This window comes from Streptomyces sp. NPDC060064 (assembly GCF_042736455.1).
Taxonomy (GTDB): Bacteria; Actinomycetota; Actinomycetes; order Streptomycetales; family Streptomycetaceae; genus Streptomyces.
The window spans coordinates 39,753-59,604 of sequence record NZ_JBHWWF010000043.1 but is presented as its reverse complement, the minus strand read 5'-3'; the positions used below and the strand labels follow the sequence as shown (position 1 = coordinate 59,604).

At 69.5% G+C, this 19,852-nt stretch carries 17 protein-coding genes; 9 read left to right on the top strand and 8 right to left on the bottom strand.

Annotated elements, in window-relative coordinates; genetic code table 11:
* Window positions 1-134 precede the first annotated feature (134 nt).
* The 5 genes from ACFWDI_RS35185 to ACFWDI_RS35165 are packed head-to-tail and all read right to left on the bottom strand — an operon-like array spanning window position 135 to window position 5,556.
* Entirely contained in the window at window positions 135-1,445 is a 1,311-nt protein-coding gene (locus tag ACFWDI_RS35185) for a DUF58 domain-containing protein (protein WP_385310405.1), read from the bottom strand.
* A gap of 11 nt (window positions 1,446-1,456) precedes the next feature.
* A complete protein-coding gene (locus ACFWDI_RS35180; RefSeq protein ID WP_385310403.1) occupies window positions 1,457-2,440 on the bottom strand; it encodes an AAA family ATPase in 984 nt (327 codons plus the stop codon).
* Entirely contained in the window at window positions 2,437-3,636 is a 1,200-nt protein-coding gene (locus tag ACFWDI_RS35175) for a DUF4350 domain-containing protein (protein ID WP_385310400.1), read from the bottom strand. Before ACFWDI_RS35175 ends, ACFWDI_RS35180 begins: the two co-directional genes overlap by 4 nt.
* Entirely contained in the window at window positions 3,633-4,322 is a 690-nt protein-coding gene (locus tag ACFWDI_RS35170; protein WP_385310398.1) for a DUF4129 domain-containing protein, read from the bottom strand. The genes ACFWDI_RS35175 and ACFWDI_RS35170 overlap by 4 nt, the downstream gene beginning before the upstream one ends.
* A gap of 4 nt (window positions 4,323-4,326) precedes the next feature.
* Window positions 4,327-5,556, bottom strand: coding sequence for a hypothetical protein (locus ACFWDI_RS35165; protein ID WP_385310396.1), 1,230 nt, complete (start codon window positions 5,554-5,556; stop codon window positions 4,327-4,329).
* Between the two features lie 182 nt (window positions 5,557-5,738).
* On the opposite strand from ACFWDI_RS35165, the gene mtnA reads away from it, so the two are divergent.
* From mtnA to ACFWDI_RS35130, 7 genes are all read left to right on the top strand, one after another.
* Entirely contained in the window at window positions 5,739-6,887 is a 1,149-nt protein-coding gene (gene mtnA / locus ACFWDI_RS35160; protein WP_385310394.1) for an S-methyl-5-thioribose-1-phosphate isomerase, read from the top strand.
* A 4-nt stretch (window positions 6,888-6,891) separates the two neighbouring features.
* Window positions 6,892-7,581 carry a two-component system response regulator MtrA gene (gene mtrA / locus ACFWDI_RS35155; RefSeq protein ID WP_187438793.1) on the top strand — a complete coding sequence of 230 codons (690 nt, stop codon included), beginning with the start codon at window positions 6,892-6,894 and terminating at the stop codon, window positions 7,579-7,581.
* 1 nt (window position 7,582) lies between these two features.
* Complete coding sequence (gene mtrB, locus ACFWDI_RS35150) at window positions 7,583-9,616, top strand: MtrAB system histidine kinase MtrB (protein ID WP_385310391.1); 2,034 nt, start codon at window positions 7,583-7,585, stop codon at window positions 9,614-9,616.
* A complete protein-coding gene (locus tag ACFWDI_RS35145; protein ID WP_385310389.1) occupies window positions 9,606-11,462 on the top strand; it encodes an LpqB family beta-propeller domain-containing protein in 1,857 nt (618 codons plus the stop codon). Before mtrB ends, ACFWDI_RS35145 begins: the two co-directional genes overlap by 11 nt.
* 72 nt (window positions 11,463-11,534) lie before the next feature.
* Window positions 11,535-12,266, top strand: coding sequence for a ComF family protein (locus ACFWDI_RS35140; protein ID WP_385310387.1), 732 nt, complete (start codon window positions 11,535-11,537; stop codon window positions 12,264-12,266).
* 331 nt (window positions 12,267-12,597) lie between these two features.
* Window positions 12,598-13,287, top strand: coding sequence for a ribosome hibernation-promoting factor, HPF/YfiA family (gene hpf, locus ACFWDI_RS35135; protein ID WP_327323950.1), 690 nt, complete (start codon window positions 12,598-12,600; stop codon window positions 13,285-13,287).
* A 190-nt stretch (window positions 13,288-13,477) separates the two neighbouring features.
* On the top strand, window positions 13,478-14,230 hold the full coding sequence (locus tag ACFWDI_RS35130) for a response regulator (protein ID WP_385310385.1): 753 nt from the start codon (window positions 13,478-13,480) through the stop codon (window positions 14,228-14,230).
* A 72-nt stretch (window positions 14,231-14,302) separates the two neighbouring features.
* On the opposite strand, the gene ACFWDI_RS35125 is transcribed toward ACFWDI_RS35130, so the two are convergent.
* Window positions 14,303-15,469, bottom strand: coding sequence for a winged helix-turn-helix domain-containing protein (locus ACFWDI_RS35125; protein ID WP_385310382.1), 1,167 nt, complete (start codon window positions 15,467-15,469; stop codon window positions 14,303-14,305).
* A 138-nt stretch (window positions 15,470-15,607) separates the two neighbouring features.
* Window positions 15,608-16,189 carry a GNAT family N-acetyltransferase gene (locus tag ACFWDI_RS35120; RefSeq protein ID WP_385310380.1) on the bottom strand — a complete coding sequence of 194 codons (582 nt, stop codon included), beginning with the start codon at window positions 16,187-16,189 and terminating at the stop codon, window positions 15,608-15,610.
* Between the two features lie 251 nt (window positions 16,190-16,440).
* On the opposite strand from ACFWDI_RS35120, the gene secA reads away from it, so the two are divergent.
* The gene (secA, locus tag ACFWDI_RS35115; RefSeq protein WP_385310378.1) at window positions 16,441-19,260 is read left to right on the top strand and encodes a preprotein translocase subunit SecA; all 2,820 of its coding nucleotides are present in this window, start codon (window positions 16,441-16,443) and stop codon (window positions 19,258-19,260) included.
* A 94-nt stretch (window positions 19,261-19,354) separates the two neighbouring features.
* Here the strand turns inward: secA and ACFWDI_RS35110 are convergent, their stop codons facing one another.
* On the bottom strand, window positions 19,355-19,597 hold the full coding sequence (locus tag ACFWDI_RS35110) for a hypothetical protein (protein ID WP_385310376.1): 243 nt from the start codon (window positions 19,595-19,597) through the stop codon (window positions 19,355-19,357).
* On the opposite strand from ACFWDI_RS35110, the gene ACFWDI_RS35105 reads away from it, so the two are divergent.
* On the top strand, window positions 19,536-19,847 hold the full coding sequence (locus ACFWDI_RS35105; RefSeq protein WP_385310409.1) for a MarR family transcriptional regulator: 312 nt from the start codon (window positions 19,536-19,538) through the stop codon (window positions 19,845-19,847). The two genes, ACFWDI_RS35110 and ACFWDI_RS35105, sit on opposite strands and share 62 nt — an antisense overlap.
* Window positions 19,848-19,852 lie beyond the last annotated feature (5 nt).

Genomic DNA, 19,852 nt, shown 5'->3' with positions numbered 1-19,852 from the left:
AGGGGGGACCCTGTGGGAGAGTAGGACACCGCCGAACAATCATTGTGGGAAAGCCCCGCACCATTATGGTGCGGGGCTTTTCTGCGTTCAGGACCCATTGCTTCAACCCCTCTCAATTCATGTGGCGCCCGCCCTCAGAGACGACCGGCGGCCTTCAATGCCAGATACGCATCCGCAAGGGCAGGGGCGAGGTTGTCAGGAGTGGCGTCAACGACCGTGACTCCGTGGCGCTGGAGCTGTTCTGCTGTGCGGCGGCGCTGAGCCTGGGCCTGAGTGCCGGCCGCGGCCTCGTACACGGCCTCGACGGTGCCTCGGGTCTTGGACATCTGCTCGATATGGGGGTCGGCGACCGAGGCCACGAGTACCGTGTGGCGTTTTGTGAGCTGAGGAAGGACGGGGAGCAGCCCCTCCTCGACGGGCGCGGCGTCGAGGCTGGTCAGCAGAACAATGAGGGAGCGGCGCGGGGCGCTGTGCAGCGCCGTGGCGCTGAGGCCTCGTGCGTCGGTTTCCACGAGTTCGGGTTCCAGTGGAGCGAGGGCGTTGACCACGGCGGGCAGCAGGTCGCCGGCTGAGCGGCCTTGGACCTGGGCGCGGATACGGCGGTCGTAGGCCAGGAGGTCCACGCGGTCACCGGCGCGCGAGGCGAGTGCGGTGAGAAGCAGTGCTGCGTCCATCGCCGCGTCGAGGCGCGGGACATCCCCGACTCGGCCGGCCGATGTGCGGCCGGTGTCGAGTACGACAAGGATGTGGCGGTCGCGTTCAGGGCGCCATGTGCGTACGGCGACGGTGGTCTGGCGGGCGGTGGCGCGCCAGTCGATGGAACGGGTGTCATCCCCGGGGACGTAGTCGCGGAGGCTGTCGAACTCGGTGCCCTGTCCGCGGATCAGGACGCTGGTGCGGCCGTCGAGCTCGCGCAGTCGGGCCAGCCTGGACGGCAGGTGCTTGCGGCTGGTGAAGGGCGGCAGCACGCGCACGGTCCAGGGGACCTTGTGGCTGCCCTGGCGGGCGGCGAGGCCCAGTGGTCCGTATGAGCGGACGGTGATGCGTTCCGCCTGGCGGTCGCCGCGGCGCGTGGGGCGCAGGACGGTGGTGAGACGTCGGCGTTCACCGGAGGGGATGGTCAGCTTGTGCCGGGACGCGGTCTGTTCGGTGCCGGTGAGCCAGCTGCTCGGCGGCCAGGCGTCGCGGAGGTGTGCGCGCAGGCGGCGGCTGGAGGTGTTGGTGACGGTGAGTTGCACTTCCGCGCTGTCACCCAATCGAACTGATGTATCACCGCTTCGGGTGAATCGGAGCGTTCGCACTGGCGCGGCGAGGGCGTAGTCGCACAGGATTGCCAGTGAGAGAGGCGCGTTCACGGCGAGCATCCCCGTCCAGCTCGGGGCGAGTACGCCGACGGGGAGAGAGCCGAGAGCGGCGAGAAGCGCTGTCCTTCCGGTGAGGGCCATGGGTCACTGCCTCAGCGGGGGACGGGGACGTGGGTGAGGATCGCGGTGATGACGGAGTCGGCGGTGACTCCTTCCATCTCCGCCTCGGGGCGGAGCTGGATCCGGTGGCGCAGTGTCGGCAGAGCCAGGGCCTTCACATCGTCTGGGATGACGTAGTCCCGCCCGGTGAGCCAGGCCCAGGCGCGTGCGGTGGAGAGCAGGGCTGTAGCGCCTCGGGGAGACACACCGAGAGTGAGTGAGGGGGATTCACGGGTGGCACGGCAGATATCGACGACGTAGCCGGCGATCTCGGCGGAGACCGAGGTCTTGGCGACGGCGGCACGAGCCGCTTCCAGGTCGGCGGGGCCGGCGACGGGGCGCACGCCTGCTGACTGGAGGTCGCGTGGGTTGAAGCCGTCGGCGTGACGGGTGAGGACGTTGATCTCGTCGTCGCGTGAGGGCAGAGGGACCGTCAGTTTTAGGAGAAAACGGTCCAGTTGGGCTTCGGGGAGCGGGTAGGTGCCTTCGTACTCCACCGGATTCTGGGTCGCGGCGACCAGGAACGGGTCGGGCAGCAGGCGAGGCGTGCCGTCGACGGTGACTTGCCGCTCTTCCATCGCTTCCAGGAGCGATGACTGGGTCTTGGGCGGGGTGCGGTTGATCTCGTCGGCGAGAAGGAGATTGGTGAACACGGGGCCGGGCTGGAACGAGAACTCAGCAGTGCGCGCGTCGTAGACGAGGGACCCGGTGACATCGCTGGGCATCAGATCGGGGGTGAACTGGACGCGTTTGGTGTCGAGTTCGAGGGAGGCCGCGAGGGTGCGGACCAACAGCGTCTTGGCGACGCCCGGTACTCCTTCGAGAAGGACGTGGCCGCGGCAGAGCAGAGCCACGACGAGACCGGTGACAGCGGGGTCCTGGCCAACCACGGCCTTGGCGATCTCGGTGCGCAGTGCCTCGAGGGAGGTGCGGGCGCGGTCCGAGTTCTGAGCTGTCTCGGGGGTCGGGGCGCTCATGAAGTGCGTACCTCTCTTTCGAGGGCGTCGAGTTGGTCTGCCAGACGGATGAGAGCGGTGTCGTCGGCCGGTGCCGGGCCGAAGAGCAGGGTCTTGAGGTCCCGGTCGCCGGCGGGAAGCTGGGCCGACACCGCGGGGAGCAGGGCCTCGGGGGAGTGGGCGTCGATCGGGGGGACGCCGAGGAGCGGGGCGAGGCGGGTGCGGGTTGCCGAGCGCAGGGCTGAGGCCGCGCGGTCGCGGGCGTTCACCTTGCGGTAGAGGCGGGCGCGGCCCTCGGTGGCCTCGGAGGCGCGGATGGCCACGGGGAGTTGTTCGGTCACCAGGGGGCCGAGTCGGCGGGCGCGCCAGACGGCGGCCAGGACGGCGGCGAGGGCGAGTTGGAGAGTTCCCCAGAGCCAGCCGGAGGGGATCAGGTCGAGGAATGAGCTGTTGCCGCCGCCGTCGGTGCTGTCGTCAGCGGCGGAACTGTCACTGAGCGAAGGGAGGTACCAGACCAAATGAGTGCGGGAACCGAGGAGTTGCAGGGCGAGGGACGCGTTGCCGTGCTTGTCCAGACGGTGGTTGTAGAGGATGTCGGGGGAGCCGAGCAGGACGGTGTCGCCATCGTTCGCGTCGTCGATCCTGAGCAGGGTGGGCAGGCCACCGCTCGGGTAGCAGTTGTCGGCATGGGAAGTCTCGGTGGCGTACCGCTCACCGCCGAGGTCGGCATTGCCGGCGCTGCGCGCGGCGGGGAGGGCGCACTGGGGGGTCCGCGCAGAAACCGGAGCCGGGGTTTCGGTGCGGACGCCGGGGGCCAGCGCGTCGATGGACACAGGACCGGCGGAGAGGAGGACTGTGCGTCCGCCGGACGAGGCGGTGGCGGTGTGCAAGGTCTGCTGCTGGTGGTCCGTCAGCAAGTCGGGAGCGGCGACGAGAAGCGTGGTATCGGGGCCGACCGCGGAGGTGGCCTCGTCGAGGGTGGTGACCACGCGGGTGGAGACGCCGCGGCCCTTGAGCAGTTCGGCCACGGCGCGGCTGCCGTAGCGGTCCGCAGACCGGGGATCGAGGCGGCCGTGCTGGTCCCCGGAGCGCAGGGCAGCCATGGCGATCCCGGCTACTACGAGGATGACGAGCGCGAGGAGCAGGCCGCGAGTGCGGGTCCACACCTGGCGGGTGGTGGGAGACGTGGAGGTGGAGCTGAGGGTGGCCGCGGTCATTCGGCTGCTCCTTGGGCCGCGCCGGTCAGCCGGGGCTTCGCGCGCTCCAGCTCGACGTCCAGATCCCGAAGGCGTAGGTATGCCTGCCGGTCGGCGGTGCGGCCACCGTACGTGACGTCGTCGAACTCCCGGGCGGAGGCACGGAGTCCGTCGGCGTGGTCGGGGAGGGAACGGCCGGCCTCGGCGGCGGCCTCGTCGGCTGTGCGGCCCGGGCGCGGGTCGAGGACGACTCGTTCCTCCAGGGAGCGGACGATTGCCCGCATCCGTTCCTGGACGGCTTGGTTCCAGCGTCCGGCGGTGGCGTGCTTTTCAGCGGCCGCACGGTGTTCGGACGCGCTGCGGGGGCTGTCGTCGAAAAGGGTGTCTACGGAGCCAGGGGTGCGTTGCGGCGTGCCAAGACGCCACCAGAGAGCGACCACCAGGCCGATGACGACCAGGATGACGACAAGGAGACCGAGCGGACCGCCGGGGGCGGCGCCGGACGCGGCGTCGAAGATGCTGCCGACCCAGTCCCAGAAGCGGTTGAGCGCGCGCTGGAGGAGGCTCGGGTCGTTCTCGTGGTACATCGGTTTGGACAACTCCCGCTCCGCCGCCTCTCGGGCGGGGATCCGCGGAGTGTCCACCGGTACGTCATCGCCTGCACGGATCAGTAGCCGCGCTGTCGTCACGCCCCCCGTCGTGGACACCGCATCAGCTCCTGGTGGAGTGGTTGCCAGGCGGCTCGGAGCTGTAGCCGGGGACGCCGGCGGCACGTGCGAGTTCGAGGTCGAGGGCCTCGCGGCGGATGCGCTGGTCCACGTAGAGGAGGACCGTCACGCCGGCGGAGATCGGGTAGGTGATGGACGAGGCGATCACCGAGCCGATTCCCGTGATGATCAGGAAGGGCCAGCCGAAGTCCGGGGTGGTCCCGGCGAAGAGGTCGCTGAAACTGCTGCCGTCGACCGCGTACGCGACCAGGCTGAACGGCACGGCGATGATCATCGACACCAGCAGGGTCAGCAGCAGCGTGAGGGCCAGGATGCCGAAAGTCCGCCACCAGGCGCCCTGGACCAGTTTGGCGGAACGGCGCAGGGACGGGATGACGCCCTGGCGCTCCAGCATCAGCGCGGGGGAGGCCAGGGCGAACCGGATCATCAGCCAGAGGATGACGCCGCCGGCCGCGAGGCCTCCGAGCAGGGCGAGCGCGATTCCCGCACCGCTGCCGAGCAGCACGCCGGGGAGGATGCCCACGGTCATGATGGCGGCGCTCATAAGAGGCAGCAGCAGGGTCAGGCCCAGCAGCTGAGGCAGCCGGGGTCGGGCCTCGTGCCAGGCCTCGGAGAGCGTCACCGGGCGGCCCAGTACCGAGCGGCTGATCACCATGGTGAGAAGTGCGGTGGTGAAGAGCGTGCCGATCAAGGTGATCAGCAGCGACGGGCCCATGGCGAGCAGGCTGGACTGCAGCGAGTCCACGGACTGGCTGAGGGCTTCCGACGGGCTTGCGTTCGGGTCGACCTCGGGCGGATCCGGGAGCAGGTAGCGCTCGACCAGGATGTTGCAGATCTGGGAGATCACGGAGACGGTGATCGTGACGCCCAGCACCGTGCGCCAGTGAGCGCGCAGCGTCGACACCGCGCCGTCGAGGATCTCGCCGACACCGAGAGGACGCAGCGGGATGACGCCCGGCTTCGCCGCGGCCGGCGTCCGGCCCCAGCTGCCGTGCGGCTGACCGCCGCCCCAGCCGGGGGCAGGCGGTGGCCCCGGTACGGGGTCGGTACGAGGTGCGGTCGGAGCGGACCACTGTCCCGCGGGCGGCTGTGCCTTGGACCACTTCGAGGCGGGGCCGCTCTCGTCGGCGGGCTCGGCGGGCCGCGGCACACCGGTTTCCTGCCCGTCGGAGGGAGCAGATCCGGGCGAGGCCCAGCCCGGAGTGTCGTTCACGGTCGTCCACCTCATGGCTTGGTCGCGGGGCCGGCTCGGCGAGCCGACACGTTCACGGTGCCCGTCCGCCCATCAAGGCGGCAGGTTGGCAGCCATCGTGCCACGCGTTGCCCGCTGGTGGGCCGGGCCCTGTGTCTCCTTCGTACCTTCATTGTCGGTGCCTCACGGGGCAGACTGGGCGGATGGCTGATCAGTACGTACAAAACCCGGCCGGCACAGAGCCGCCCACGCTTCCGGTGCTGCGCTGGGACGAGCCACCGGAAGGGCCCGTACTGGTGCTTCTCGACCAGACCCGGCTGCCTGCCGAGGAGGTCGAACTGGTCTGTACCGATGTGCCTGCCCTGGTGCGGGCGATCCAGACGCTCGCTGTGCGAGGGGCGCCGCTGCTGGGCATCGCCGGTGCGTATGGTGTGGCCCTCGCCGCCGTGCGGGGATTCGACGTGGATGAGGCGGTGGCCCTGCTGGAGAGTGCGAGGCCCACCGCGGTGAACCTGGGGCACGGAGTGCGGCGGGCGGCGGGCGCCTACCGGGCGGCGGTGGACAAGGGAGCGGACCCGGAGCAGGCGGCCCGGGCGGCGCTCGCGGCGGCCAGGGAACTGCACCGGGAGGATGCCGAGGACAGTGTCCGGATGGCTGAGCACGGGCTGGTGCTCCTTGATGAGCTGCTGCCGGGCGGCGGTCACCGGATCCTGACCCACTGCAACACCGGGGCGCTGGTGTCGGGAGGCGAGGGCACCGCGTTCGCGGTGGCGCTCGCGGCCCACCGGATGGGCCGGCTGCGGCGGCTGTGGGTGGACGAGACGAGGCCGCTGCTGCAGGGCGCCCGGCTGACCGCCTACGAGGCGGCGCGCAGTGGAATGCCGTACACACTGCTCACGGACAATGCCGCGGGGTCGCTCTTCGCGGCGGGCGAGGTGGATGCCGTACTCATAGGGGCGGACCGGATAGCGGCTGACGGATCGGTGGCGAACAAGGTGGGCAGTTATCCGCTGGCGGTGCTGGCGAAGTACCACCATGTGCCGTTCATCGTGGTCGCGCCGACCACGACGGTGGATCTGAACACGCCGGACGGGGCGTCGATAGAGGTGGAACAACGGCCGGGACGTGAAGTGACCGAAGTCACAGCGCCGCAGATAGCGGCGGCCGGGGCCGGAGCGGACGGCGGGCTGCCGGTCGCGCCGCTGGGAACCCAGGCGTACAACCCGGCTTTTGATGTCACGCCCCCGGATCTGGTGACGGCGATCGTCACTGAGGAGGGTGCGTTGTCCCCGGTCACAGGGGGAGGAATCGCGGAGCTGTGTGCCAGGTCACGCCAGGTAACGATTAGCTAATGGGATGATGTCGATTATGAAGGGACGAGTCCTTGTCGTCGATGACGACACCGCACTGGCCGAGATGCTCGGGATTGTGCTGCGTGGTGAAGGTTTCGAGCCGTCGTTCGTAGCGGACGGCGACAAGGCGCTTGCCGCTTTCCGTGAGGCCAAACCGGATCTGGTTCTGCTGGATCTCATGCTGCCCGGACGGGACGGCATCGAAGTGTGCCGGCTCATCAGGGCCGAGTCCGGCGTGCCGATCGTGATGCTCACCGCCAAGAGCGACACCGTGGATGTGGTGGTCGGCCTGGAGTCCGGGGCCGATGACTACATCGTCAAACCGTTCAAGCCGAAGGAGCTGGTCGCCCGGATCCGGGCGCGGCTGAGGAGGTCGGAGGAGCCGGCGCCGGAGCAGCTGGCGATCGGGGATCTGGTCATCGATGTGGCCGGTCACTCCGTGAAGCGGGAGGGGCAGTCCATCGCTCTGACCCCGCTCGAGTTCGACCTGCTGGTCGCGCTCGCCCGTAAGCCCTGGCAGGTGTTCACCCGCGAGGTGCTGCTGGAGCAGGTGTGGGGCTATCGCCACGCCGCAGACACCAGGCTGGTCAATGTGCATGTACAGCGGTTGCGTTCCAAGGTCGAGAAGGACCCCGAGCGCCCGGAGATCGTGGTGACCGTCCGTGGTGTCGGTTACAAGGCCGGGCCGAGCTGACATGTCCCGAGGCAGTGTTGCTCCGAAGCCCGGGCAGCCGGGAGTCCGTGCGGGGCGGGCTGCCGGACCGGGGTGGGGGGCCTCGCGATTCGGCCGCCTGCTCCAGGGCGGACGGCCGCTCCAGGACGGGGCGCCGGGTGGACCGGTGCTCCGGCTCGTCATGCGCTTGATCCGCCGTCCGTTGCTGCCCGCGGTGCGGCTGTGGCGACGGAACATCCAGCTCAGGGTGGTCGCGGGCACGCTGCTGATGTCGCTCGGTGTGGTGCTGCTGCTCGGCTTCGTCGTCATCGGGCAGGTGCGCAACGGTCTGCTCGACGCCAAGGGCAAGGCGGCGCAGAGCCAGGCGGCCGGTGGCTTCGCCGTGGCGCGGGAGAAGGCGAATGCCTCGGTGGGGCCCGGTGGGCAGGACGGTGCCGTCACGGACGGCCGGACCGCGCGGAGCTCCTGGCGGTCCGATCTGGTGGACCAGCTCGCCAGTGGCGGGCAGGGGGCGTTCAACCTGGTGGCGCTGAGTGCCGACTCCCAGGACGCGGGTTCCAGCCGTGCGCCCCGGACCTCGGGCGGTGTGGACCACACCAGCATTCCCGTGGCCTTGCGGGAAGCCGTCGACCAGGGCACCGGGACGTACGAGACGTACGTTCGGATCAAGTACAACAACGATGTGCACGAGCCGGAGCCCGGGCTGGTCGTCGGCACCCGGCTGAACGACATCGAGGGCAATCCCTACGAGCTCTACTACCTCTTCCCGCTGGCGCAGGAGGAGCAGTCGCTCAACCTGGTCAGGGGGACCCTTGCCACGGCGGGGCTGTTCGTGGTCGTCCTGCTGGGAGCCATCGCCTGGCTGGTGGTGCGGCAGATCGTCACGCCCGTGCGGATGGCCGCCGGGATCGCCGAGCGGCTCTCGGCGGGCCGGCTCCAGGAGCGGATGAAGGTCACGGGCGAGGACGACATCGCAAGGCTGGGTGAGGCCTTCAACAAGATGGCGCAGAACCTCCAGCTGAAGATCCAGCAGCTGGAGGAGCTCTCCAGGATGCAGCGGCGCTTCGTCTCGGACGTGTCGCACGAGCTGCGTACGCCGCTGACGACCGTGCGGATGGCCGCGGATGTCATCCACGAGGCGCGCGTCGACTTCGACCCGGTGACCGCGCGCTCCGCCGAGCTTCTCGGCGATCAGCTCGACCGCTTCGAGTCACTGCTCTCCGACCTGCTCGAGATCAGCCGCTTCGATGCGGGAGCCGCGGCGCTGGAGGCCGAGGCGATAGACCTTCGCGAAGTCGTACGACGGGTGATCGGCGGTGCCGAGCCGCTGGCCGAGCGCAAGGGCACCCGGATACGGGTGACCGGTGACGAGCAGCCGGTTGTGGTGGAGGCCGATGCCCGGCGCGTGGAGCGTGTGCTGCGCAACCTGGTCGTCAACGCCGTCGAGCACGGCGAGGGCCGGGATGTCGTGGTGCGGATGGCCGTGGCCGGCGGCGCCGTCGCGGTCGCCGTGCGGGACTACGGCGTGGGACTGAAGCCGGGCGAGGCGACCCGGGTGTTCAGCCGCTTCTGGCGGGCCGATCCGGCGCGTGCCCGTACCACCGGCGGCACCGGCCTTGGTCTGTCCATCGCGGTCGAGGACGCCCGGCTGCACGGCGGCTGGCTGCAGGCGTGGGGCGAGCCCGGCGGAGGCTCGCAGTTCCGGCTGACCCTGCCGCGTACGGCGGACGAGCCGCTGCGTGGTTCTCCGATACCGCTGGAGCCGGAGGACTCGCGGCAGAACCGTGAGCGCGCCGATTTCGCGGGACCGCAGACGAGCGGGCAACTGCTGACGTCCGTGCCGATGCAGCCGGTGTTGGACCGATCGCCCCTGCCCGTACCGCCGCGCGCCCCCGTGCCGCCCCGTACAGGGCCCGGCGGGGTGGATCCGGCGGCCCTTCCGGGCAACGGTGCCCGGGTGGTGGCACGCCAGGCCGGGGAGCGGCGAGACGGCGACTCAGCGCCACAGCTTTCTTCGGAGCGTTCGGAACGTGAGGACACGACTCGTGGGCGCTGATCCCCGTCGGACCGGCCGCACAGGCGCCGTGCGCGCGTCGGCGCTGCTCGCCTGCAGCGGTGTGCTGCTGGCCGGGTGCGCGTCGATGCCGGACAGCGGTGACATTCATGCGGTGAAGGCATCCCAGCGTGCCGACTCCCAGGTACGGGTGTATGCGGTGCCGCCGCGGCAGGGGGCGACGCCGGCCGAGATCGTCGCAGGTTTCATGGAGGCCATGACCAGCGACGACACGAACTTCGCCGTCGCCCGGAAGTATCTGACGCCCGATACGTCCAAGAGGTGGCGGCCGGAGGCCAGTACCACGGTGCTGACGGCAGCGCCGGACTCCGGACAGCCCGTAGCCGGTGGCCGGGACAACCCGGGCATGGACTATCCGCTCATCGGCAAGCAGATCGCGACGGTGGACTCGCAGCACGCCTATCAGGCGGTTTCGCCCACCCCGTACCGCACGACCATTCACCTTTCGCTGCAGAGCGGTCCGGACGGCAAGGAATGGCGCATCGACGCCCTGCCGCCGGGGCTGGTGCTCGGAGCATCCGACTTCCAGCGCAACTACCGTTCCGTTAACAAGTATTACTTCGCCTCCGCATCCAGGAGGAATGTGGTCGTTGCCGATCCTGTCTACATCCGGCAGCGACTGGATCCGGTGACCCGGATGGATCCGGTCACGCAGACGGTCAAGGCGCTGCTCGAAGGCCCGACCAACTGGCTGAAGCCGGTGGTCGAATCGCCGTTCCCTGCCGGTACGGCGCTGAAGGAGGGCACCAAGTCGCTGGCGTTCGACGACCGGAACGCGCTGAAGGTGCCGTTGAACGAGAAGGCGTCCAATGTGGGCCACCCGCAGTGTATGAAGCTGGCGGCCCAGATCCTCTTCACCTTGAAGGACCTTTCGGCCACTCGGATCGAGCAGGTGGAGATTCAGCGCGCGAACGGCTCACAGCTGTGCGTGCTCGACGGTGGCCAGGCGGAGGCGATCGCGCCGGACCACACCTCGGTCAGGCCCGTCAGCCAGTACTTCGTCGACAAGAAGAAGCAGCTGACGCTGCTGTCGGGCGGCGCCAAGGACATCAGCGAATCGCAGCATGTGCCGGGGCCGTTCGGCAATGGGCAGCTGCCGGTCGGCCTGGTCGGCGTGGCCCGCGACGAGCGGACCGCGGCAGCGGTTTCCACCGACTCCAGCCGTCTTTTCGTGGCGTCCATCAAGGCGGGGAGCGAGGTGGGCGACGCGGTGGTGCAGAGCACGGGCAAGGACGCCGCCCATCGCCTCTCGGCGCCCAGCTGGGACGGCCGGGGCGATTTGTGGGTGGCGGACCGCGACCCGAAGAATCCGGCGCTGCTGCGCCTCGCGGGCGGCTCCGGCGCACCGAAGAACGTCAGGATCGTGCCGGGTCTTGAGGGTGCGCGTATCGAGGCGCTGCGGGTGTCGGCGGACGGTGTGCGGATCGCGCTGCTGCTCACGAAGGACGGGACGACCACGCTGAAGATCGGACGCGTGGAGCGCCAGGGCGCCACCGACAACCCGGTGGTCTCCGTGGCGGATCTGCGGCCCGCCGCGCCCCAGATGGAGACCGTGACGGCCGTCTCCTGGGCCGGTCACAGCAGGCTCGTGGTGGTCGGCAAGGAGTCCGGCGGGGTCCAGCAGGTGCGCTACATCCAGACGGACGGCTCGAGTTCGGCCGCGAGCATTCTGCCGGGGCTCAACCGGGTCAAGGCCGTTGCGGCGTCGGACGACGAGAACCGGCCCCTGGTGGCGTACTCCGAGGACGACGGCATCGTATGGCTGCCGACCGGTGCCAACTGGCAGACGCTGGTCGAGGACGGATCGTCGCCGGTCTATCCGGGGTAGCGGAGCCGGCCGCCCGGGACGGGTTGTCCACAGGGGTGGCAAGGTGCCCCCGGCATCGGCACAGTGGTTGCCATGCGGGGGTGGTGGCGAGAAATCTCCGGTCTGGTGCTGCCGGCCGCCTGTGGCGGCTGCGGCACTCCTCGTACGCCGCTGTGTGAGGAGTGCGCTCGTGCGCTGTACGGCGCCGGGGCGCGCCGCGCGAGGCCTGTGCCGGAGCCTGCGGGCCTGCCGGTGGTGCATGCTGCCGCCCCGTATGCGGACGCCGTACGTGCGGTGCTGCTGGCGCACAAGGAGCGGGGTGCCCTGGGGCTGGCCCGGCCGCTGGGTGTCGCGCTCGCAGGGGCGGTACGTGCGTCGCTGCCGGTGTCCCGGGCCGCCGGGGGACGGTGGCCGCTGCTGCTCGTACCCGTGCCGTCCGCGCGGCGGGCGGTGAGGGCGCGCGGGCACGACGCCGCGCGACGGATCGCGCTGGCGGCCGCGGGTGAGCTGCGGCGTACGGGGATCGAGGCGAGGGCTCTGCCGGTGCTGCGGCAGCGGCGGGCGGTGGCCGACCAGTCGGGGCTCACGGCCCGCGAGCGGGTGTCGAATCTGGCGGGGGCGCTGGAGGTCGTGGCGGGGGGCGGACGGCTTCTGGAGGGCGGCCCGGCGGTGCTGGTGGACGATCTCATGACGACCGGGGCTTCGCTGGCTGAGGCGGCGCGGGCGCTCCGCGCGGCCTCCGATCTGCAATTTTCTGGATTCGTACAGCCGAGCGCAGCGGTTGTCGCAGTGCCGCCGCTGTCTTTCGAAATAAACTGGAACTGACAGAGTACTTGCGTCGTTGCACGTAGTGAGAGGCGAAAACGCTCTGATCGGAAGTACGCGCTGGTAGCGGGTGCCGACACCCGTCCGATCGAGCTATGTTCGGATGTGAGGAATGGCGACAGCTGTTTACCTCACCGAATGCACTGTCGTGCCTCCGGCCAGGCTTTCGAGGAAGTGAGAACCTCGAAAATTGGTGGGGTGGGGATCTTGTCGACTGGGGAGGAGGAGGTGAAAGTCCGTCCGAGGCTCCGGTGATCACCGGGGTCTGGTGCAAGAGGGAGATGCTCCGCAGCCTGCGAGCGGGCGGGGCTATCCGGGAACGGAGTTCTGCGTGGACATCGTCGTCAAGGGCCGCAAGACCGAGGTGCCCGAGCGGTTCCGCAAGCACGTGGCCGAGAAGCTGAAGCTGGACAAGATCCAGAAGCTCGACGGCAAGGTGATCAGCCTGGACGTCGAGGTGTCCAAGGAGCACAACCCGCGGCAGGCCGACCGTTCCGACCGTGTGGAGATCACACTCCACTCCCGAGGCCCGGTGATCCGGGCGGAGGCAGCGGCAGCCGATCCGTACGCAGCGCTCGATCTCGCCACGGGCAAGCTGGAGGCGCGGCTGCGCAAGCAGCACGAAAAGCGCCACAACCGCCGCGGCAACGGCCGCATTTCGGCATCCGAGGTGGCCGATGTCGTTCCCGGCGTCGCCGAGTTGAACGCCAATGGCCGGCCCGTCGCCGAAGAGGCGCCCCAATCCGTTGCCACCACCAGGATCGGCTCGCTCGAAGTCCAGGGCGAAGGACCGCTGGTGGTCCGCGAGAAGATCCATACCGCAGCCCCGATGTTGCTCGACCAGGCGCTCTACGAGATGGAGCTGGTCGGGCACGACTTCTACCTGTTCGTCGACTCCGAGACGAAGCAGCCCAGTGTCGTCTACCGACGGCATGCCTATGACTATGGCGTCATCCACCTGGAGACCGACCCGCTGGCCGGGTCCGAGGCGGGCGGCGCAGGAGGTGCACTCGGCGGCTGACTCCGTCAGCAGGCGGCTGGTGCCCCTGGAGCGCCCTATGTGCCCCCAGGGGCACCACCGTGCGGCCACGGGATCACCGCTCTGTCGTCCGGGCATGAAAGCATGGCGTCGCAAGCCAACCGATGCGCTGTGCACTGACGTTGGCGAACCACACATGATCTTCAGGCCACGGCCTTCAGGGGGAGGAACGATGGCGGACAGCTTCGGCCCGGTTCACGACGACTCCGGCGACGCCGGTGCCACAGTCAATGACACCGGCGCGGACGCCGACGACTCACGCAAGGAGCCGATCCGGGTCCTCGTGGTGGACGACCACGCCCTCTTCCGGCGGGGCCTGGAGATTGTCCTCGCGCAGGAGGAGGACATCCAGGTCGTCGGCGAGGCGGGCGACGGCGCGGAGGCCGTCGACAAGGCGGCCGATCTGCTGCCCGACATCGTGCTGATGGATGTGCGGATGCCCAAGCGCGGCGGTATCGAGGCCTGTACCTCGATCAAGGAGGTGGCCCCCAGTGCGAAGATCATCATGCTGACGATCAGTGACGAGGAGGCCGACCTCTACGACGCGATCAAGGCGGGCGCCACCGGCTACCTCCTCAAGGAGATCTCCACCGACGAGGTGGCCACGGCGATCCGTGCGGTGGCCGACGGCCAGTCGCAGATCAGTCCGTCCATGGCGTCGAAGCTGCTCACCGAGTTCAAGTCGATGATCCAGCGCACCGATGAGCGCAGGCTCGTCCCCGCGCCCCGGCTGACCGAGCGGGAACTCGAAGTGCTCAAGCTGGTCGCCACGGGGATGAACAACCGCGATATCGCCAAGCAGTTGTTCATTTCCGAGAACACCGTGAAGAACCACGTCCGCAACATCCTGGAGAAGCTGCAGCTGCACTCCCGGATGGAGGCCGTGGTCTACGCGATGAGGGAAAAGATCCTCGAGATCCGGTAGGGGCAGCCGGCGGCTGCGGCAGCGGTCAAGAGCAGCGGCTCCGGCAAGCAGGAGCAGCGGCTGCGGCTGCGGTCAGGAGGAGACGGCCCGCACGAGGCCCGCGGTGAGCTCGGCGCGGTCGACCCGTTCGATCCGTACGGAATCGCAGCCGACCCACTCCGCCGCCTCTCGCAGCGCCTGAGCCATGGGTGCCACGGCCTTCGGGGTGTCCAGGGACACCTGGCGTGCCACCAGTGTCGTCCCCTCGCGCGCCGGGTCGACGCGGCCCAGCAGCCTGCCACCCGACAGCAGGGGCATCGCGAAGTAGCCGTACACCCGCTTCGGCTTCGGTACGTACGCCTCCAGGCGGTGGGTGAAGCCGAAGATCCGCTCGGTGCGCGCCCGCTCCCAGATGAGGGAGTCGAACGGCGAGAGCAGGGTTGTACGGTGCCGGCCGCGCGGCGCCGAGGCGAGTGCCTCGGGGTCCGCCCAGGCGGGCTTGGACCAGCCCTCGACGGTGACCGGGACAAGACCGGAGTCCGCGACCACCGCGTCGAACTGCTCGCCCTTGAGCCGGTGATAGTCCGCGATGTCGGCGCGGGTGCCGACGCCCAGCGCCTGTCCGGCCAGCCGGACGAGCCGGCGCAGGCACTCGGTGTCGTCCAGCTCGTCGTGCAGAAGCGCATCGGGCACGGCGCGCTCGGCGAGGTCGTACACCCGCTTCCAGCTGCGCCGCTCGGTGCACACCACTTCGCCGTACATCAGCGCGCGCTCGACGGCTACCTTCGACGCCGACCAGTCCCACCACTCGCCGCCGTTCTTCGCGCCGCCCAACTCCGTCGCGGTGAGCGGGCCTTCGGCGCGCAGCTGTTTGATCACCTGGTCGTACGAGCCGTCCGGCAGGTCGTGGTGCCAGTGCGGGCGGCCACGGTAGGCGCGGCGGCGGAAGGCGAAGTGCGGCCACTCCTCCACGGGCAGGATGCAGGCCGCGTGCGACCAGTACTCGAAGCTGTGGCCCTCCGTCCAGTACGCGTCCTCGACCGTCCTGCGGCCCACCGCGCCGAGGCGGGCGTACGGAATCAGCTCGTGCGAACGCGCCAGCACCGAGATCGTGTCCAGCTGTACGGCGCCGAGATGCCGCAGCACGCCCCGCACTCCGCCCCGCCGGTCGGGCGCGCCCATGAACCCCTGGGCGCGCAGCGCTATACGGCGCGCCTCGTCGGCGGAGAGTTCGGTGGCGGGAGGCGGCAACGTCGTCATGTTCCGCACGATAGACGGCGGCACTGACAGCCGGCCCCGGGTCCGGTCCCGCCCGAGGTCGGCCCACCGCCCCGTCGGCCCACCGCCCCGTCATGCCGCGGTCACGACGCGCCCGGCCCCGTCAGCCCTCGGGGCCCGTCAGCCCCCGGCACGTGCCGGGAGATACGGATGCGTGCTCGCCAGCCCAAGGTCCGACGGCAGCAGCGCGCCGACCCAGGTGTCCCTGAGGGTGTCCTTGTTCAGCAGAGCCGCGCGCAGCGCGCCCTCCATCACGAAGCCGGACTTCTCCGCGACGGCCCGGGACCCCGCGTTGCCGACTTCCGCCCGCCACTCCAGACGCGTCGCCCCCAGCCTGCTGAAGGCCCAGTGCGCCACGGCGCCCACGCTCTCCGCCATGACACCGCGCCCGCGGTGCTCCTTGCCCGTCCAGAAGCCGATCTCCCAGGTGCCCGAGAAGGTCCGCAGCGTGACCGCGACCGACGCCATCAGCGGACCGCCCGCGCGCGGCAGCACCGCGAAGGTGCACATCGTGCTGGTGCGCCAGCCGTCCGGCACCATCTGCCCGGTGAACTCGGCCGCGTGCTGCCGTTCGTACGGCGAAGGGACCGTCGTCCACCGCTGGATGTCGGGATCCTGGCAGGCCTGGTAGACGGCCTCCGTGTCATCGGCCGTGAAGGGACGCAGCAGCAGGCGCTCGGTGGTGAGAGTGATGGGCTCCATGCCCGGATTCTGGTCAGGACCGCGGGCGGATGCGAGCACTTTTCGGGCCTCACCGGCACCTTCCGCGAGTCCCGAGCGTTCTTCTTGCGGGTGACAGCAGGCCCGAGCGACGGCGGACTGACGGCGGACCTCCCGACCCGGCGGGGTCCTCGCTTACGATGGCCGTTGCGGTGGGGCCCACCTGCCGCGCCCGCGCCAGTGTCCATAACACGACCCAGTGCCAGGCCCGATCGGCAAGGAGACCAACCTCAGTGTCCGTCTTCAACAAGCTCATGCGTGCAGGCGAAGGCAAGATCCTGCGCAAACTGCACCGCATCGCGGACCAGGTCAACTCCATCGAAGAGGACTTCGTCAACCTCTCCGACGCCGAGTTGCGGGCGCTCACGGACGAGTACAAGGAGCGCTACGCAGACGGCGAAAGTCTGGACGACCTGCTCCCCGAGGCCTTCGCGACCGTCCGCGAGGCCGCCAAGCGCGTCCTCGGTCAGCGCCACTACGACGTACAGATGATGGGCGGCGCCGCCCTGCACCTCGGATACGTCGCCGAGATGAAGACCGGTGAGGGCAAGACCCTCGTCGGCACCCTCCCCGCCTACCTCAACGCGCTCTCGGGCAAGGGCGTCCACCTGATCACGGTCAACGACTACCTGGCCGAGCGCGACTCCGAGATGATGGGCCGGGTCCACAAGTTCCTGGGCCTGAGCGTCGGGTGCATCCTCGCCAATATGACGCCCGCCCAGCGCCGCGAGCAGTACAACTGCGACATTACGTACGGAACGAACAATGAGTTCGGTTTCGACTACCTCCGCGACAACATGGCGTGGTCCCAGGACGAGCTCGTCCAGCGCGGCCACAACTACGCCATCGTCGACGAGGTCGACTCGATCCTTGTCGACGAGGCCCGTACGCCACTGATCATCTCCGGCCCCGCCGACCAGGCCACCAAGTGGTACGGCGACTTCGCCAAGCTGGTGACGCGCCTGGCCAAGGGCGAGCCGGGCAACCAGCTCAAGGGCATCGAGGAGACCGGCGACTACGAGGTCGACGAGAAGAAGCGGACCGTCGCCATCCATGAGCCGGGTGTCGCGAAGGTCGAGGACTGGCTGGGCATCGACAACCTCTACGAGTCGGTGAACACCCCGCTCGTGGGTTATCTGAACAACGCCATCAAGGCCAAGGAACTGTTCAAGAAGGACAAGGACTACGTCGTCATCGACGGCGAAGTCATGATCGTCGACGAGCACACCGGCCGTATCCTCGCCGGCCGCCGCTACAACGAGGGCATGCACCAGGCGATCGAGGCGAAGGAAGGGGTGGACATCAAGGACGAGAACCAGACCCTCGCCACGATCACCCTGCAGAACTTCTTCCGCCTCTACGGCAAGCTCTCCGGAATGACCGGTACGGCCATGACGGAGGCCGCCGAGTTCCACCAGATCTACAAGCTCGGCGTCGTGCCGATCCCGACGAACAAGCCGATGGTCCGCAAGGACCAGTCCGACCTGATCTACCGGACCGAGGTCGCGAAGTTCGCGGCGGTCGTCGACGACATCGCCGAGAAGCACGAGAAGGGCCAGCCGATCCTGGTCGGCACCACCTCGGTCGAGAAGTCCGAGTACCTCTCGCAGCAGCTGAACAAGCGCGGTGTGCAGCACGAGGTCCTCAACGCCAAGCAGCACGACCGGGAGGCGACGATCGTCGCCCAGGCCGGCCGTAAGGGCGCCGTCACCGTCGCCACGAACATGGCCGGCCGTGGTACGGACATCAAGCTCGGCGGCAACCCCGACGACCTCGCCGAGGCGGAGCTGCGCCAGCGCGGCCTGGACCCGGTCGAGCACGTCGAGGAGTGGGCCGCGGCCCTGCCTGCCGCGCTGGAGCGGGCCGAGGCGGCCGTCAAGGCCGAGCACGACGAGGTCACCGACCTCGGCGGCCTCTATGTGCTGGGCACCGAGCGGCACGAGTCGCGCCGTATCGACAACCAGCTGCGCGGTCGTTCCGGCCGTCAGGGCGACCCGGGCGAGTCCCGTTTCTACCTGTCGCTGGGTGACGACCTGATGCGTCTGTTCAAGGCGCAGATGGTCGAGCGCGTGATGTCGATGGCCAACGTGCCGGACGACGTGCCGATCGAGAACAAGATGGTGACGCGCGCGATCGCGTCGGCCCAGTCGCAGGTCGAGCAGCAGAACTTCGAGACGCGTAAGAACGTCCTGAAGTACGACGAGGTCCTCAACCGCCAGCGCGAGGTCATCTACGGCGAGCGCCGCCGTGTCCTGGAGGGCGAGGACCTGCAGGAGCAGGTGCGTCACTTCATGGACGACACCATCGACGCCTACATCCAGGCGGAGACCGTCGAGGGCTTCGCGGAGGAGTGGGACCTGGACCGGCTGTGGGGCGCGTTCAAGCAGCTCTACCCGGTGAAGGCCACCGTCGAGGAGCTGGAGGAGGCGGCCGGCGACCGGGCCGGGATCACCGCCGAGTTCATCGCCGAGTCCATCAAGGACGACATCCACGAGCAGTACGACGAGCGCGAGAAGCAGCTCGGCTCGGACATCATGCGTGAGCTCGAGCGGCGCGTGGTGCTGTCCGTACTGGACCGCAAGTGGCGCGAGCACCTCTACGAGATGGACTACCTCCAGGAGGGCATCGGCCTGCGCGCGATGGCGCAGAAGGACCCGCTGGTGGAGTACCAGCGCGAGGGCTTCGACATGTTCACCGCCATGATGGAGGGCATCAAGGAGGAGTCCGTCGGCTATCTGTTCAACCTGGAGGTCCAGGTCGAGCAGCAGGTCGAGGAGGTCCCGGTGCAGGACACGGCGGAGCGGACCTCGCTCGCCAAGGAGGACGCCGTTCCCGCGGGCGCTTCGCGTCCGGAGATTCGCGCGAAGGGCCTCGGCGCCCCGCAGCGGCCCGACCGGCTGCACTTCTCCGCTCCCACGGTGGACGGCGAAGGCGGTGTCGTCGAGGGCGACTTCGACAACGACGGCGAGCCTGCCCGGTCGGAGATGGACGGGCTGACGCGTGCCGAGCGACGCAAGGCGCAGAAGGGCGCCGGCCGCCGCCGCAAGAAGTAACGCCTGCTCGATGCGAACGGCCGGGGCCGGACACCTCTTGCGGTGTCCGGCCCCGGCCGTTTCGTTCCGGTCCTTCCGGCCCCGGCCGTTTCCTTCAGACGCCGGCGCCGGCCCCGGCACTCGCCGTGTTGTGGCGGCCGAGGCCGCCGCGGCACGGCTCGGCGTGAACCGCACCGACCTGCGCTGCCTCGATCTGGTGCTGGGGGCGGGCGAGCGGTCGGGCCGCGAGCGGTCGGGCGGTCGGGCGGTCGGGCGGCGAAGGGTCTGTCGGCGAGCTGTCGGCCGGTGAGCTCAGCGCCGCACTGAAGCTCAGCCCGGCGGCGACGACCACGGTCATCGACCGGCTCGAGCGCGCCGGCCTCGTCACCCGCAGTCGCGACGCGGCCAACCGGCGGCGCGTACTCGTCACCGCCACGGATTCCGCCCGTGCCGCCGAGGCTCAGGTCTACCTGCCCGTCGGCGCCGCCGGGGCCGAGGCGCTGAGCCGTTACGACGAGGACCAACTCGCCACGATCCTGGACTTCCTTCAGGCTGCCCGTCAGGTGCAGGAGGGGCAGGCGGCCAGGCTCGGTGTGGACGGCGGCTGAGCCGG

Excerpts from the sequence above, each read along its gene's own strand:
- ACFWDI_RS35185 (WP_385310405.1), bottom strand. The coding sequence starts at position 1,445 with ATGGCCCTCACCGGAAGGACAGCGCTTCTCGCCGCTCTCGGCTCTCTC.
- ACFWDI_RS35180 (WP_385310403.1), bottom strand. The coding sequence starts at position 2,440 with ATGAGCGCCCCGACCCCCGAGACAGCTCAGAACTCGGACCGCGCCCGC.
- ACFWDI_RS35175 (WP_385310400.1), bottom strand. The coding sequence starts at position 3,636 with ATGACCGCGGCCACCCTCAGCTCCACCTCCACGTCTCCCACCACCCGC.
- mtnA (WP_385310394.1), top strand. The coding sequence starts at position 5,739 with ATGGCTGATCAGTACGTACAAAACCCGGCCGGCACAGAGCCGCCCACG.
- mtrA (WP_187438793.1), top strand. The coding sequence starts at position 6,892 with ATGATGTCGATTATGAAGGGACGAGTCCTTGTCGTCGATGACGACACC.
- mtrB (WP_385310391.1), top strand. The coding sequence starts at position 7,583 with ATGTCCCGAGGCAGTGTTGCTCCGAAGCCCGGGCAGCCGGGAGTCCGT.
- ACFWDI_RS35140 (WP_385310387.1), top strand. The coding sequence starts at position 11,535 with ATGCGGGGGTGGTGGCGAGAAATCTCCGGTCTGGTGCTGCCGGCCGCC.
- ACFWDI_RS35130 (WP_385310385.1), top strand. The coding sequence starts at position 13,478 with ATGGCGGACAGCTTCGGCCCGGTTCACGACGACTCCGGCGACGCCGGT.
- ACFWDI_RS35125 (WP_385310382.1), bottom strand. The coding sequence starts at position 15,469 with ATGACGACGTTGCCGCCTCCCGCCACCGAACTCTCCGCCGACGAGGCG.
- ACFWDI_RS35120 (WP_385310380.1), bottom strand. The coding sequence starts at position 16,189 with ATGGAGCCCATCACTCTCACCACCGAGCGCCTGCTGCTGCGTCCCTTC.
- ACFWDI_RS35110 (WP_385310376.1), bottom strand. The coding sequence starts at position 19,597 with ATGACCGTGGTCGTCGCCGCCGGGCTGAGCTTCAGTGCGGCGCTGAGC.